Source organism: Streptomyces sp. NPDC002276, assembly GCF_053891435.1.
The window spans coordinates 869,198-883,322 of record NZ_JBSFCQ010000002.1 but is presented as its reverse complement, the minus strand read 5'-3'; the positions used below and the strand labels follow the sequence as shown (position 1 = coordinate 883,322).

Here is a 14,125-nt window from a genome sequence, read left to right as displayed (position 1 = left end):
CGAGCCCGCCGCTTAGCTGGTCCCCACGCCGTCCACTGTGACAACACCAGAGGGGCACAACCGCGGCGGGCTCGCCGTACCGCCACGCCCCCGACACCCACCACCGGCCCAACCCAAGGCCACGGCTTTACTTTCTCTTGAGCGGAACCGTCAGCGCCCCGATATCCTCCTAACCCTTACGGGGGCGTGCGCCCTGCTGTCCTGATCCTTTCGATGGGTGCGGAGCATGATCGAGGCTGTCGGCCTGACCAAGCGCTACGGCGACAAGACCGCCGTGTACAACCTTTCCTTCCAGGTGCGGCCCGGTGCCGTCACCGGCTTCCTCGGGCCCAACGGCTCGGGCAAGTCGACGACGATGCGCATGATCCTCGGCCTGGACAACCCCACGTCGGGACAGGTGACGATCGGCGGCTTCCCCTACCGCAAGCTCCCCAACGCCCCCCGTCAGGTCGGTGCCCTGCTCGACGCCAAGGCCGTGCACGGCGGCCGCAGCGCCCGCAGCCACCTCCTCAGCCTCGCCCAGCTCTCAGGCATCCCGGACCGGCGCGTCGACGAGGTGCTGGGCGTCGTAGGCCTCCAGGACGTGGCGAGAAAGCGCTCCAAGGGCTTCTCCCTCGGCATGGGCCAGCGACTCGGCATCGCCGCCGCACTGCTCGGCGACCCCCAGGTCCTGCTCTTCGACGAGCCGGTCAACGGCCTCGACCCGGAGGGCATCCTCTGGGTCCGCAACCTGATGAAGGCGCTGGCGGCGGAGGGCCGTACCGTCTTCGTCTCCTCGCACCTGATGAGCGAGATGGCGCTGACCGCGGACCACCTCATCGTGATCGGACGCGGCCAGCTCCTCTCCGACATGAGCGTCCGGGACTTCATCTCGGCCAACTCCGCCGACTTCGCCCGCGTACGCACCCCCGACACCGAGCCCCAGCTGCGCGAGAAGCTGACCTCCGCGCTGACCGAGGCGGGCGGCCACGTCCTGCCCGAGCAGGACGGCGGCCTGCGCGTCACGGGACTGCCGCTCCCCCGCATCAGCGACATCGCGCACGACACGGACGTACGGCTGTGGGAGCTGTCCCCGCATCAGGCCTCGCTGGAGGAGGCGTACATGCGGATGACGCAGGGGGCCGTCGACTACCGCTCGACGATCGACCAGAAGGCCGGTCTGATGCAGCCGCTGCCGCCGGGCATGCAGCCGCCGATGCCGGTACCCGGGCAGGGCCAGCCCGGTTGGTACGCGCCACCGTCACCGGCACAGGGCGGCCAGCCCTTCACCATGACACCGGCAAACCCGTACGCCGCTCCCACGCCGCCCGCCGGAGGCACGCCAACCCCGTACACCGCCCCGCCCCCCACGCCCCCGCAGACGCCGACACAGGAGCCTCACCCCCCGACCACAGCCGCCCCCACCCCCACGCCCACGCCCTCCCCCACCCCCGACCTGACCAAGCCCGAGGACGCCCGATGAGTACGCCCCAGCTCCCGATGCCACCGGCAGCCACGCCCAACTGGCAGGCGGCGAACGGCCCTTCGTACGGCGGTTACACCTCACCGATCCCCGTGGTGCGGACGCATCTCGGGCACGCGCTGGCCTCCGAGTGGACGAAGATCAAGTCGGTGCGTTCGACGATCTGGACGCTCGGGGTGTTCATCGTCCTCGTGCTCGGCATCGGACTGCTCGCGGCAGTCGTGGTCAGCAACTCCTCGTCCGAGATGAACGGCGAGAACCCGCTCTCCCTGGGCTTCTTCGGACTGCTGCTCGGCCTCATGTGCATCATCACGCTCGGCGTGCTGACCACGGCCTCCGAGTACGGCACCGGAATGATCCGTACGACGATGACGGCGTGCCCGAGCCGGGCCCGCGTGCTCGCGGCGAAGTCGATCGTGTTCTTCGCGGTCGCCTTCGTGGTGACGCTGGTGACCACGTCGTTCGTCGCCTTCGTGGACGCCTCGCTGCTGGAGAACAACGGCGCGAAGGACCCGTCCGCGGGCGAGTGGCTGAAGGGGACGGTCGGGGTCTCCCTCTACATCGCGCTGCTCGGGCTGCTCTCGCTGATCATCGGCTCGATCATCCGGCACTCGGCGGGCGCGATCACCATCATGATCGGCGCGGTGCTCGCCCCGCTGGTCGTCGCGCTGTTCATGTTCTCGCAGTCCCTGGAGAACGTACGGCAGGCCCTGTTCGAGTACTCGATCCCGAACCAGCTGAGCGTCTTCTACTCCAACTCCCTCACCGAGTCCGGCCCTTCGGGCTGGGACCCGCTGTGGATCATCGTGGGGGTGACGGCCGTCGCGTTCGCGGGCGCCGTCGCGCTGCTGGAGCAGCGGGACGTGTGACGAGTACCACGTTGGCCGTTTTCTAGAACTTCGGCGCGTTCCTGGACCGCTGTACCCGTGTGGTGCGGCGGTCCTTCGCGTTCCAGCACGCCTTGTGCCAGTGCCGCCGGTCGTCGACGCCCGCGTGCTCCGGCCAGGCCACGACATGCGGGACACCGGAGGGAATCTGCTGGTCGCAGCCGGGGCAGCGGTACGTCTTGCCCTCGGCGCTGGCCCCGGCGACATGGCGCACGCTCCACTCCTCGCCCTGCCAGTGTTCCGTGGACTGCCAGCCGCCGTAGCGGCCCGAGCGGTCCTCGTCGGCACTCTGGCCGGAGGAACCGGACTCCTTGGGTCGGTTGCGACGCGGGGACACAGAACACCTCACGGGGCTATACAGGAGGCACGGGCTGTGTCCAGCCTACGTGCCCCACGCTGGGGTACGCGAAGGGCATCAACCCACACAAGTCCCCCTCGGGCCCGCACATTCTGCAGACAATCCGCAAATCTCTCCGCCAGGCCGTGTCCTAGGCACGTGTCGGGCGGTTATGCCCGGTGGGGGAGCTCCGTGTCGGAGCCGAGGAAGCAGGAAGAACCATGCGCGTCGGAAGTTTTGTGTTGGCGGCCCAGTTCCCGGGACAGGGCCAGGGGGAGGCCCTGCACCGCGCGGTCCGCTCGGTGGAGGTCGCCGAAGAGGCCGGTCTCGACACGGCCTGGCTGGCCGAACACCACTTCGTGCCCTACGGCACCTGCCCGTCCGCGGTCACCCTGGCCGCGCTGCTGCTGGGCCGCACCCGGCGCATCCGCGTCGGCACCGCGGTCAGCGTGCTGCCCACCGTCCACCCGGTAGCCCTCGGCGAGCAGGCCGCGCTGCTGCACGTGACGAGCGGGGGCCGCTTCTCGCTCGGCGTGGGCCGCGGCGGACCGTGGGTCGACCTGGAGGTGTTCGGCGCGGGCCTGAGCGCGTACGAACACGGATTCCCGGAATCGCTCGATCTGCTGATGCGCTGGCTGCGCGAACCCTCAGTAGCCGGCACCGGCGACCGTTACGCGTTCCGTGAAGTCCCCGTCGTACCAAGGCCGTCGGAGGCGCTGTCGGACGCGCCGGGCCCCGAGGTCGTCGTCGCGTGCACCTCGCCCGCGAGCGTGCGGCTGGCGGCCGAGCGGGGCCTGCCGATGCTGCTCGGCATGCATGTCGGGGACGAGGAGAAAGCCGAAATGGTCGCCCTGTGGCGGCAGTTGGCGCGGGCGGCCGGGCGGTCGGCGGAGGAGATCCGGGACGCGGCCCATGTGTCGGCCGGGGTCTGCCAGATCGCGGACAAGCGGGCCGACGCGGTGGAGGCTCTCGTGAAGGCGGTGCCGGGCTGGCTGAAGCAGGGGCTGGACGCCCATGTGACGGTGGACGACCGCAGGCGCTCGATGCGGGACCCGCTGGCGTACACCGAACTCCTCTGCGGGCTGCACCCGGTGGGCACCCCGCGGCTGTGCGTCGACCGGCTCGCGGCGACCTCGGAGCGGACCGGCATCTCCCGCTTCGCACTCCTCGTCGAGGGGTCGGGCGACCTGGCGTCGACCGAGGAGAACGTACGGCGGCTGGGTGCCGAGGTGCTCCCGCACCTCGGCTGAGCAACGTGCGGGAGCTTGCCGCCCCAGTACAGAAAGCACCTCCCGCGTACGGAGCGGCAAGCAATGCGCATCGCCTCGTCAGCAGTCCCTGAACTCCGGGGACTGGTTCAGCAGTTGACTGCGCACCGAGGTGAAGCGAGCCAGCGTCTCGTCGACCGAGCCGTCCAACGGGAACACTGCCACCCGGTGGCAGTTCTGGAAGGCCAGCCGCACACCGAAGTGCCGCTGCAGCGCGCCGCGTATCGCGTCACTCGCGAGCGCACGCAGCAACTGACCGCGTGCCTGCTCGTCCGGCGGCGGCGTCTGGTTGTCGGCGAACGCACCGCCGTCGACCTTCAGCTGAGCCACCAGGGAGCTGATCATCTCCCACGCGTAAGGCAGGGAGGTCCGGACGCAGTCGACGAATTCAGCTTCGTCGACCTCGCCTCGCTCGGCCTTTTCGAGTAGGGCCGGTGAGACGTCGAGCGACATGGGTTCTCCTCTCGCACCCCCAACCAGCGGGGGTTGCCGGACAGATAAGGGAGTCCGCGATTACGAACACGCTGCGTACACGTCTCGCGACCTCCCGTTTATACGGTAGGCAACGGAAGGTGGCGGCACCAGGAGAATGCGTACATAGGGAACTCTCAATGGGCCCACAATCGGCCATTAATGAACAAGGGGCGTCAGGGGTCTTCCAGGGCGAATCGCGTTCACTGTCGCCCGTCGAGTAGCGTTGCCGACCATGCGTCTCGTCATTGCCCGGTGTTCCGTGGACTACGCGGGCCGGCTCACCGCCCACCTCCCCTCCGCCCCCCGTCTGATCCTGGTGAAGGCGGACGGCAGCGTCTCGATCCACGCGGACGACCGGGCCTACAAGCCCCTCAACTGGATGTCGCCGCCCTGCACGTTGAAGGAGGGTTCGGGGACCGCCGACGATCCCGCGGACATCTGGACCGTCACCAACAAGGCGGGCGAGAAGCTCATCATCACGATGGAGGAGGTCCTCCACGACTCCTCGCACGAACTCGGCGTGGACCCCGGCCTGATCAAGGACGGCGTGGAAGCGCACCTCCAGGAGCTGCTCGCCGACCGCATCGACACCCTCGGCGAGGGCTACACGCTGATCCGCCGCGAGTACATGACGGCCATCGGCCCGGTCGACATCCTGTGCCGGGACGCGGAGGGCCAGACCGTCGCGATCGAGATCAAGCGACGCGGCGAGATCGACGGCGTGGAGCAACTCACGCGCTACCTGGAGCTGTTGAACCGCGATCCCCATCTCGCCCCGGTCCGCGGCATCTTCGCCGCCCAGGAGATCAAGCCCCAGGCCCGCGTCCTCGCCACGGACCGCGGCATCGGCTGCACGGTCCTGGACTACGACGCCCTGCGCGGCATCGAGGACGACAAGCTCCGTCTCTTCTGACCAACTCCGATTGCACTACGACGAAAAGGGCCGGTTCCGATCATCGGAACCGGCCCTTTCGGTGTCGTACGGAGGGTCAGATCACGGTGCCCGAGGCGATGCTGCTCGCGGGGGCGGCTGAACTGGTCGTGACCATGGGGGCACTTGAGGAGGCCGCGCCGCTCGCCGTGTTCGTGGCGGAGGGGGTGATCGACGGGCTCGCGGACTCGGACGGTGTCGGGGACTCGGACGAGCTGGGCGACGACGACTGCGAAGGGGACGACGAGTGCGAAGGAGTCGAACTCGTCGAATGCGAAGGGGACCTGGACGGGGTCGGCGACGTAGGCCTCCCGCTCGACCCGCTCGGCTCGTCCGACGGCGTGCCGCTGCTCGACGGCGGTGTCGGATCGTCCGACGTGCCGTAGGTGCCGTCGGGGCCTGGGTTGGTCGGGCTGCTGCTGGCCGTGCCCTTGTCGCCCTTCTTCGCCGGGTCGGCGCCGAGGCTGTCGTCGGAGTTGCCCTGGCTGGCGGACGGGTTGACGCCGACCTTGTCGGACGGGTTGTCGGCGTTGTTGTTGGACGTGGCGCCGAGCGTCACGACGGTGCCGAGGACGGCGGCGAGCAGCGCGCCCGCGCCCGCCGCGACGAGGTTGCGCCGGGCGTAGCCGCGCAGGCCGCCGCGCGCCTTGTTGTGGGGCGTGGGGCCGCCGCCGGACGAGGCCTGGTGGGCGACGAGCGTGTACGTGTCGCCGGGCGGCTGGAGCGGCGGGAACGGCGTCGGGGTCCCGCCGGGCGGCGAGGCGGACTCCTCGTAGCGGGCGTCGGGCACCTCCTCGCCGGCCGCGGCGCCGAGGCCGATCGTGATGCCGGAGCGGTCGGCGACCAGGGCGAGGGCACGTCGGCCCGCGACGGTGCCGCGCTTGTCGGCGGCGGTGTCGCGCAGGCCGATGGAGGACTCCAGTTCGGCCCGGGCCCGGTCGAGGTCTCCCTCGCAGAGCGCGAGGACACCCAACTCGTGCTGGAAGTAGGCCTGTTCGCCCGCGTTGCCGGCGAGCTGGGCGGCCTCGGCGCCGGAGCGCAGCGCGCGTTCCCAGGCGCTCCAGTGGAGTCCCGCGGCGAACGCGGGGGCGGCGGTGCGGGCCAGTTCGACGGTGGCGCTCTCCTCGCCCTCGCCGGGCGGGGTCGTCGCCGGTACGAGGACGGTGAGCGCGGCGAGCAGCGCGTCCGCCTCGGCGCAGACCCGCTCGGGGGTGACCGAGGGGTGCCCGGCCCACCAGGAGTAGTGCAGCCCGGCGATGAGCGCGCTGGCCTCGATCTCGTCGCCGTATCCGGCGGCCTCCAGCTGGGTCTGGACGCCGGAGGCGAGCCGGTAGCGGCCGCCGACCGGGGAGACCAGTCCGCAGCCGGCGAGTTCGCCGAGGGCGGCGTCCGCGTGGGTGTCGCCGACGAGGGCGGGCAGATGGGCCTGGTGCGGCACCTCGCCGCCGAGCGCGACGGCGAAGCGCAGGGTGGCGCGGGCCGAGGTGCTGAGCCGGGAGGCGAGCAGCGGGGCGGGCGCGGCGGCCTCGCCGAGGGACGGCAGGGGTACGGCGTCTTCCTCGTCGGAGTCGACGGGCGAGATGGGGGGCGCGTCGGCCGGGACCATGTCCTGGAAGACGCCGAACTCCTCCACCACGCTGGGGCCGAGGCGCAGTTCGTCGCGCTGCCGGAGCAGGGCGCCGGCCTGGACGAAGCGCAGGGGCAGGCCCTCGGACTCGAAGTAGAGGTCGCCCGCCCAGTTCGCCTCCTCCTCGGTGAGGACGCGGCCCACGGCGTGCTCCAGGACCTCGACCGCGCCGGAGCGTTGCAGGCCGCCGAGGAAGACCTCCTCGATGACGGAGTCGGCGGCCGGTGCGGGGATCTCGGGGGTCGCGGCGACCAGGAAGGCGCACTCGGGGGTCGCGTCGAGGAGTTCCTCCAGGGCGGCGCCGCCGAACTCGATGTCGTCGAGGACGACGACCGCGCCGATCTCCCGCACCAGGGTGAGCAGTTCGGCCCGGGCGGGCCGGTGCAGGGGAGCGTCGTAGACGGCGTAGAAGAGGTCGTAGAGGAGGTCGGTGGCGGTGCGGCGGAAGCCGGTGAGGCGGATCACTCCGTCGGGGGCGAGGTCGAGGCAGTCCTCGGCGACGAGGTCGAGGAGGCTGCTGCGGCCCGAGCCCGAGGGGCCGGTGAGGCGTACGGAACGGCCGCGGGCGAGCAGCCGTACCAGGCGCTCGCGCTCCTCCTGGCGTTCCAGGAGCGGGAGCGCGGGCCGGTTCAGGCCGGGCGGGACGGGCGGTTTGGCGGCGCGGGCGGCCTCGGCGCGCTCGGCGGCGGTGAGCTTGGCGGGGCGGCCGGGCCGCTGTCCGGGCGGGCAGGCCTCGATCTCGCTGCCGTCGACGGGGTTGACGGTGAGCAGGAAGTCGCCGGTGACCAGCTGCACGGTGCGGGCGAGCGCCGGTGAGTGCTGGCCGAAGTCGGGTGTGAGCGGTTCCCGGGGCGGGCGCTGGCGCGACGACGTGTCGTCGCCGTCCTGGCCGTACTCCTCGGGTTCCCGGTTGATCGGGTCCATAGGTCCAAGCCCCCCAAAAGCGTCGTGTGCGGGTCGACAGGACCCAGGCCCCTCCCGGCCTTGCTGCACACCGCGCTGTCGCTTCTGGTCCGGGCCCGCTCGAAGGGTTGTCACACAGCGGGCGACCGAACCCTAAACCTTCGCACAGTATCTACGACAGCCCGGGGTACCGCGCCGTCCGAGACGTCACAGTCTCATGAGGATTGTGCCCGGCGGACGTCGGACCCTGGGGTCAAACCCTGGGGTCAGACCCTGGGGTCAGACCCTGGGCAGCGACTCCACTCCGATCCCGCCCTCGATGGCGAGGATGCGGTGCAGCCGGGTGGCCACGAGCAGGCGCTGCATCTGCGCCGGTACGTCGCGCAGCACCAGGCGCCGGCCGCAGCGGCCGGCCCGTCGATGGGCTCCCATGATGACGCCGAGGCCGGTGGCGTCCCAGGAGTCGAGCTCGGACAGGTCCAGCACCAGATCGCCGACTCCGTCGTCGACGGCCGAGTGCAGGACCGTACGGGCGTCCGCCGCGCTGCGGACGTCGAGGCGGCCCCCGACGACCAGCTCGACGTGGTCGCCCCTGATGTACATATGCGCTCCCCGAGAGTGCGGTGGCGTACTCCGTGATGTAGGTGATGCAACCTCTGACTGCGTGAAGTGCCGGGAGGTTGCCGTCTGTGAGCGAACCGATACCGAATTCACCCTTGCGTGTGCGGTCGCAGGGGCGTGTGCGGTTTCAGTGCTTGTAGAAGCCCTGCCCGCTCTTGCGGCCGATGTCACCGGCGTCCACCATTCGGCGCATCAGCTCCGGCGGGGCGAACTTCTCGTCCTGCGACTCGGTGTAGATGTTGCTGGTCGCGTGCAGCAGGATGTCGACGCCGGTGAGGTCCGCGGTGGCCAGCGGGCCCATCGCGTGGCCGAAGCCCAGCTTGCAGGCGAGGTCGATGTCCTCGGCGGTGGCGACGCCCGACTCGTACAGCTTCGCCGCCTCGACGACGAGCGCCGAGATGAGACGGGTCGTCACGAAGCCGGCCACGTCACGGTTGACGACGATGCAGGTCTTGCCGACGGATTCGGCGAACTCCCGCGCGGTGGCGAGGGTTTCGTCGCTCGTCTTGTAGCCGCGGACGAGTTCGCAGAGCTGCATCATCGGTACCGGCGAGAAGAAGTGCGCGCCCACGACGCGCTCCGGACGCTCCGTCACGGCCGCGATCTTCGTGATCGGGATGGCGGAGGTGTTGGAGGCGAGGACGGCGTCCTCGCGGACGATCTTGTCGAGCGCGCGGAAGATCTCGTGCTTGACTTCCAGCTTCTCGAAGACGGCCTCGACGACGATGTCCGCGTCGCCGACGGCGTCCAGATCGGTGGTCGCGGTGATCCGCCCGAGCGCCTCGTCGGCGTCGTGCGCCTCCAGCTTCCCCTTGCTCACGAACTTGTCGTACGAGGCCTTGATGCCGTCGGTGCCACGCTTCAGGGCCTCGTCGGTGACATCGCGCAGGACGACGTCCCAGCCCGCCTGCGCGGAGACCTGGGCGATACCGGAACCCATGAGTCCGGCGCCGATGACGGCAAGCTTCCGTGCCACTGTGCGACTCCCCTTTGAAACGCTTACAGCGTGTATCCGTATGCCTCTCGGCGGACACTAGCGAAGTGACGGCGCTGTGTGACCGGTAAGTAACGCGCGTCACGTCTCATCTGACGGACATCACACCGCCACGGGTCATACGACCGCCCGTACGGCCTAGTTGAGCACCCGCCGGACCTGACTACGCTGGCCGCATGGTCAATCTGACGCGCATCTACACCAGGACCGGCGACCAGGGCACGACCGCCCTCGGGGACATGAGCCGGGTCGCCAAGACGGACGTCCGTATCTCGGCGTACGCCGACGCCAACGAGGCGAACGCGGCGATCGGCACGGCCATCGCGCTGGGCGGCCTCGACGAGGACATCGTCAAGGTCCTCACCCGCGTCCAGAACGACCTCTTCGACGTGGGCGCGGACCTGTGCACCCCGGTCGTCGCGGAACCGGAGTTCCCGCCCCTCCGCGTCGAGCAGTTCTACATCGACAAGCTGGAGGCGGACTGCGACCACTTCAACGAGCGGCTGGAGAAGCTCCGTTCCTTCATCCTCCCCGGCGGCACCCCGGGCGCGGCCCTCCTCCACCAGGCCTGCACGGTCGTACGACGGGCCGAGCGCTCGACGTGGACGGCCCTGGAGACCCACGCCGAGGTGATGAACCCGCTGACGGCGACCTACCTCAACCGGCTGTCCGACCTGCTGTTCATCCTCGCACGCACGGCCAACAAGGACGTCGGGGACGTGCTGTGGGTCCCGGGCGGGGAACGCTGACCGGCGGCGGCGCTACGCGGGTCGGTCAGAGTCGCCGGTAGATCGTGAGGCCGCTCAGCGCGCGGAGGATACGCAGGGCCGTCGTCCGGTCGATGGCCCTGAGCTGACGTCGAGCCGCGGCGGTGAACTCGAAGGCGTAGTTCATGTCACCTCCGGCGCGGACGTACCGAAGAGGTCCGCGAGCACGTCCACGAGGGTGGCGCGCGGTGTGTCACCCTCCTCTGCGAGCGTCCGCAGGGCCTTCCGCGCAAGCAGTTCGTCCGCCGCCTCCTCCAGCGCGTTGTACTCCTCCATGGGCACGATCGCGGCCACCGCGGTGCCATCGCGTGTGATGACGGTCGGCTCCCCCTCCGCCGCACGGTCGAGGAGCCGCGTCAGGTCGTCCCGGGCCTCGCGGAAGGATACGGATGCGGAGTTGTCCTTACGCCCAGTCTCCACTGCACGCCGGGCGCCCGGGCCCCTTGTTGGATGGAGCCATGGCCCTACGACTCCCCCATCCGCACCGCGACGACCTGCCGATCGCGTCGGCCGGACCCAACTCCCGGCCGCCGTACGGACGGTGGCGGGCGGCGACGGGCGGCGACGGCCTGATCGCGCTCGCCGTGACGCGCCGCCCGGGCACCGACCCTGCCGTCCTCGGCACGCTCATCCGGCGCGAGCGCGAGGTGTTGTCGTGCCTCGGTGAGGGAATGTCCGACGTGGGGATCGCGGACCGGCTCGACATGGCCGAGGCGACGGCGAAGACGCACGTCAGCCGGTTGCCGGCGAGGCTGGGGCCGCGCAGCCGGGTCCAAGCGGCCGTACTGGCGCGGGAGTTGGGGTTTAGCACACCGGTGCCGAAGTGGTCCAGACCTATTGACCCGTGGTCCAGACCTTTCTATTCTCACGGCACCGTGGACGCGAAGGCTCAGTCGCGTCCCAGCACCCCCGACACCCTCTCGACACCGGCTCCAGCGCGCCGGAGGCGAAAAACAAAAGAGGAGGCGCTCAATGCGCTTCAGAACCAGAGCAGTTGCCGGGTTCGCGACCCTGCTGCTTCCGCTCGCCGCTCTCGTCGGTCTGGCGGGCCCCGCCCAGGCCGCCTCGACCGCGACCGCGACCTTCACCAAGACCAGCGACTGGGGTACCGGCTTCGGCGGTCAGTGGACCGTGAAGAACACCGGTACCAGCGCGATCAGTTCATGGACGGTCGAGTGGGACTTCCCCTCCGGTACGTCCGTCACCTCGGCCTGGGACGCGGACGTCACCAACTCCGGCACCCACTGGACCGCGAAGAACAAGTCCTACAACGGCACCATCGCCGCGGGCGCCTCCGTCTCCTTCGGCTTCAACGGCGCCGGCTCCGGCGCGCCCTCCAACTGTCTGCTGAACGGCGGCAGTTGTGACGGCGGAACGACCGTGCCCGGTGACGCGGCGCCCTCCGCGCCCGGTACCCCCACCGCCTCCTCCATCACCGACACCTCGGTGAACCTGTCCTGGTCGGCCGCCACCGACGACAAGGGCGTCAAGAACTACGACGTGCTGCGGGGCGGCACGAAGGTCGCCACGGTGACGACCACCTCGTACACCGACACCGGTCTCACCGCCGGCACCGACTACTCCTACACCGTGCAGGCCCGGGACACCGCCGACCAGACAGGGCCGGTCAGCGGCGCGGTCGCCGTGCACACCACGGGCGGTACGACCACTCCCCCGACCACCGGCAGCAAGGTCAAGCTCGGGTACCTCACCGAGTGGGGCACCTACACCCGCAACTACCAGGTCAAGAACCTGGTGACCTCGGGCTCGGCGGCGAAGATCACGCACATCAACTACGCGTTCGGCAACGTGACGAACGGGCAGTGCGCGATCGGTGACGCCTACGCGGACTACCAGAAGACGTTCACCGCCGACCAGTCGGTCAGCGGTGTCGCCGACACCTGGGACCAGCCGCTGGCCGGCAACTTCAACCAGCTGCGCGAACTGAAGGCCAAGTACCCGAACATCAAAATCCTCTGGTCCTTCGGCGGCTGGACCTGGTCCGGCGGCTTCGCGCAGGCGGCGGCCAACCCGACCGCGTTCGCGAACTCCTGCTACAACCTGGTCGAGGACCCGCGCTGGGCCGATGTCTTCGACGGCATCGACATCGACTGGGAGTACCCGAACGCCTGCGGCCTGAGCTGCGACACCAGCGGCGCGGCGGCGTACAAGAACCTGATGCAGGCCCTGCGCGCCAAGTTCGGTACGAGCAACCTGGTCACGGCCGCCACCACGGCGGACGGCACCTCCGGCGGCAAGATCGACGCCGCCGACTACGCGGGCGCGGCCCAGTACGTCGACTGGTACAACGTGATGACGTACGACTTCTTCGGCGCCTTCAACGCGACCGGCCCCACCGCCCCGCACTCACCACTGACCTCCTACACCGGCATCCCGACACCGGGCTTCACCACGGCCGACGCGATCGCCAAGTTCAAGTCGAAGGGCGTCGCCGCGAGCAAGCTGCTCATCGGCATCGGCTTCTACGGCAGAGGCTGGACCGGCGTGACCCAGGCCGCACCCGGCGGCTCGGCGACCGGACCGGCGGCGGGCACCTACGAGCAGGGCATCGAGGACTACAAGGTCCTCAAGACGACCTGCCCGGCCACCGGCACCATCGCCGGCACGGCATACGCCTTCTGCGGCAACAACTGGTGGTCCTACGACACCCCGAGCACCATCGCCGGAAAGATGAGCTGGGCCAAGACCCAGGGTCTGGGCGGCGCGTTCTTCTGGGACTTCAGCGGCGACACCAGCAACGGTGAGCTGGTGACCGCCATCAACAACGGGCTCCAGTAGGGCAGTTAGGCGACGTTGACGCGTTGACCGGGCGGGGCCGCTTCGAGCCACGCGAGAAAACCGGTCAACGCGTCTTCGCTCATGGCGAGTTCAAGCCGGGTGCCCCGGTGCAGACAGGTCAGGATGATCGCGTCGGAGAGCAGCGCCAGCTCCTCCTCGCCCTCGGGGAGACGGCGGCCGGCCACCTCGATCGCCGAGCGTTCCAGGGTGCGGCGCGGGCGGTAGGCGTAGGAGAAGACGCGGTACCACTCGATGCGGTCGCCGTTGTAGCGGGCGACGCCGTAGCTCCAGCCCTTGCCGTTGGTGTCGGGTTTCTCCGGTACGTCCCAGCGGAGCGAACAGTCGAAGGTGCCGCCGGAGCGCTGGATGAGTCTGCGGCGCAGGCCGAAGACGAACAGCCCCACCACCACAAGGGCGACAACAATTCCGCACACAGTCAGAGCGAGGACCATCGACACCGACCTCCTCGTCTCCTAGGCAAAACAGGTAACGGAACGGAAAAAACACCCACATTCGCCTCAGCCGCGGCTGGGTCCGGATTCCTCCGGTCCCAGCCGCGGCTGAGTCACGTCATCGCGTGGTGCGCCAGGTCTCAGTTGGTCGCCACCGCACGCAGTCGGACGTCCGCGGCGCGCTCGGCGGAGGCATCGCCCGCCGCCTTCGCCTGCTCCAGCTCGCGCTCCACGCGCTGGACGTCGATCTCGTCCGACAGCTCGGCGATCTCGGCGAGCAGCGACAGCTTGTTGTCCGCGAACGAGATGAAACCGCCGTGCACCGCGGCGACGACCGTGCCGCCGTCGCTCGTACGAATGGTCACCGGGCCCGACTCCAGCACACCGAGCAGCGGCTGGTGACCGGGCATGACGCCGATGTCGCCGGACGTGGTGCGCGCGACGACCAGGGTGGCCTCGCCGGACCAGACCTGGCGGTCCGCGGCGACGAGCTCGACATGCAGCTCAGCAGCCAAGGTGGGCTCCTCGGGTCACCACCCGGCGGTCGTGCCGGGTGTGGGTTTGATTCTAGTGGGCGTGAAAGAGGGGGTGGGACACGCCCCA

15 protein-coding genes and 1 pseudogene are annotated in these 14,125 nt (G+C 69.9%); 7 read left to right on the top strand and 9 right to left on the bottom strand.

Going from position 1 to position 14,125, the window contains the following annotated elements:
* The first annotated feature begins 226 nt into the window (after window positions 1-226).
* Together ACWIHT_RS09215 and ACWIHT_RS09210 are read left to right on the top strand one after the other, a co-directional pair.
* The gene (locus tag ACWIHT_RS09215) at window positions 227-1,462 is read left to right on the top strand and encodes an ATP-binding cassette domain-containing protein (RefSeq protein WP_456165946.1); all 1,236 of its coding nucleotides are present in this window, start codon (window positions 227-229) and stop codon (window positions 1,460-1,462) included.
* Window positions 1,459-2,331 (top strand): ABC transporter permease, encoded by an 873-nt coding sequence (locus tag ACWIHT_RS09210; protein WP_456165944.1) that lies wholly within the window; start codon window positions 1,459-1,461, stop codon window positions 2,329-2,331. The genes ACWIHT_RS09215 and ACWIHT_RS09210 overlap by 4 nt, the downstream gene beginning before the upstream one ends.
* Before the next feature lie 22 nt (window positions 2,332-2,353).
* Here ACWIHT_RS09210 and ACWIHT_RS09205 read toward each other — a convergent pair whose 3' ends face one another.
* On the bottom strand, window positions 2,354-2,686 hold the full coding sequence (locus ACWIHT_RS09205; RefSeq protein WP_200711010.1) for an ATP/GTP-binding protein: 333 nt from the start codon (window positions 2,684-2,686) through the stop codon (window positions 2,354-2,356).
* 221 nt (window positions 2,687-2,907) lie between these two features.
* Here ACWIHT_RS09205 and ACWIHT_RS09200 point away from each other — a divergent pair, with 221 nt between their 5' ends.
* The gene (locus tag ACWIHT_RS09200) at window positions 2,908-3,936 is read left to right on the top strand and encodes an LLM class flavin-dependent oxidoreductase (RefSeq protein ID WP_456165942.1); all 1,029 of its coding nucleotides are present in this window, start codon (window positions 2,908-2,910) and stop codon (window positions 3,934-3,936) included.
* A gap of 78 nt (window positions 3,937-4,014) precedes the next feature.
* On the opposite strand, the gene ACWIHT_RS09195 is transcribed toward ACWIHT_RS09200, so the two are convergent.
* Complete coding sequence (locus ACWIHT_RS09195) at window positions 4,015-4,407, bottom strand: SCO5389 family protein (RefSeq protein WP_019060740.1); 393 nt, start codon at window positions 4,405-4,407, stop codon at window positions 4,015-4,017.
* Between the two features lie 253 nt (window positions 4,408-4,660).
* Between ACWIHT_RS09195 and nucS the strand changes: the two genes are divergently transcribed.
* The gene (gene nucS / locus ACWIHT_RS09190) at window positions 4,661-5,341 is read left to right on the top strand and encodes an endonuclease NucS (RefSeq protein ID WP_456165940.1); all 681 of its coding nucleotides are present in this window, start codon (window positions 4,661-4,663) and stop codon (window positions 5,339-5,341) included.
* Window positions 5,342-5,417: 76 nt separating this feature from the next.
* Here the strand turns inward: nucS and ACWIHT_RS09185 are convergent, their stop codons facing one another.
* The 3 genes from ACWIHT_RS09185 to ACWIHT_RS09175 form a co-directional block, all read right to left on the bottom strand.
* Window positions 5,418-7,910, bottom strand: coding sequence for an ATP-binding protein (locus ACWIHT_RS09185; protein WP_456165938.1), 2,493 nt, complete (start codon window positions 7,908-7,910; stop codon window positions 5,418-5,420).
* Window positions 7,911-8,168: 258 nt separating this feature from the next.
* The gene (locus tag ACWIHT_RS09180) at window positions 8,169-8,492 is read right to left on the bottom strand and encodes an STAS domain-containing protein (protein WP_456165936.1); all 324 of its coding nucleotides are present in this window, start codon (window positions 8,490-8,492) and stop codon (window positions 8,169-8,171) included.
* 145 nt (window positions 8,493-8,637) lie between these two features.
* Window positions 8,638-9,486, bottom strand: coding sequence for a 3-hydroxyacyl-CoA dehydrogenase family protein (locus ACWIHT_RS09175; RefSeq protein WP_456165934.1), 849 nt, complete (start codon window positions 9,484-9,486; stop codon window positions 8,638-8,640).
* Between the two features lie 194 nt (window positions 9,487-9,680).
* On the opposite strand from ACWIHT_RS09175, the gene ACWIHT_RS09170 reads away from it, so the two are divergent.
* Entirely contained in the window at window positions 9,681-10,253 is a 573-nt protein-coding gene (locus ACWIHT_RS09170; RefSeq protein WP_456165932.1) for a cob(I)yrinic acid a,c-diamide adenosyltransferase, read from the top strand.
* A 25-nt stretch (window positions 10,254-10,278) separates the two neighbouring features.
* On the opposite strand, the gene ACWIHT_RS09165 is transcribed toward ACWIHT_RS09170, so the two are convergent.
* Together ACWIHT_RS09165 and ACWIHT_RS09160 are read right to left on the bottom strand one after the other, a co-directional pair.
* Window positions 10,279-10,398 (bottom strand): type II toxin-antitoxin system RelE family toxin, encoded by a 120-nt coding sequence (locus ACWIHT_RS09165; RefSeq protein WP_456165930.1) that lies wholly within the window; start codon window positions 10,396-10,398, stop codon window positions 10,279-10,281.
* Entirely contained in the window at window positions 10,395-10,691 is a 297-nt protein-coding gene (locus tag ACWIHT_RS09160) for a type II toxin-antitoxin system Phd/YefM family antitoxin (RefSeq protein ID WP_456165928.1), read from the bottom strand. The genes ACWIHT_RS09165 and ACWIHT_RS09160 overlap by 4 nt, the downstream gene beginning before the upstream one ends.
* Window positions 10,692-10,816: 125 nt before the next feature.
* Here ACWIHT_RS09160 and ACWIHT_RS09155 point away from each other — a divergent pair.
* Window positions 10,817-11,074 (top strand): annotated as a pseudogene (locus ACWIHT_RS09155) (helix-turn-helix domain-containing protein); the annotation flags it as partial.
* Between the two features lie 169 nt (window positions 11,075-11,243).
* Entirely contained in the window at window positions 11,244-13,070 is a 1,827-nt protein-coding gene (locus tag ACWIHT_RS09150; RefSeq protein WP_456165926.1) for a glycosyl hydrolase family 18 protein, read from the top strand.
* Window positions 13,071-13,075: 5 nt separating this feature from the next.
* Here the strand turns inward: ACWIHT_RS09150 and ACWIHT_RS09145 are convergent, their stop codons facing one another.
* Window positions 13,076-13,522: a DUF2550 domain-containing protein gene (locus tag ACWIHT_RS09145; protein WP_026179234.1), complete on the bottom strand. Its 447-nt coding sequence runs from the start codon at window positions 13,520-13,522 to the stop codon at window positions 13,076-13,078.
* 140 nt (window positions 13,523-13,662) lie between these two features.
* Window positions 13,663-14,037, bottom strand: a complete 375-nt coding sequence (locus ACWIHT_RS09140; protein WP_456165923.1) for a F0F1 ATP synthase subunit epsilon — start codon at window positions 14,035-14,037, stop codon at window positions 13,663-13,665.
* Window positions 14,038-14,125: the final 88 nt, after the last annotated feature.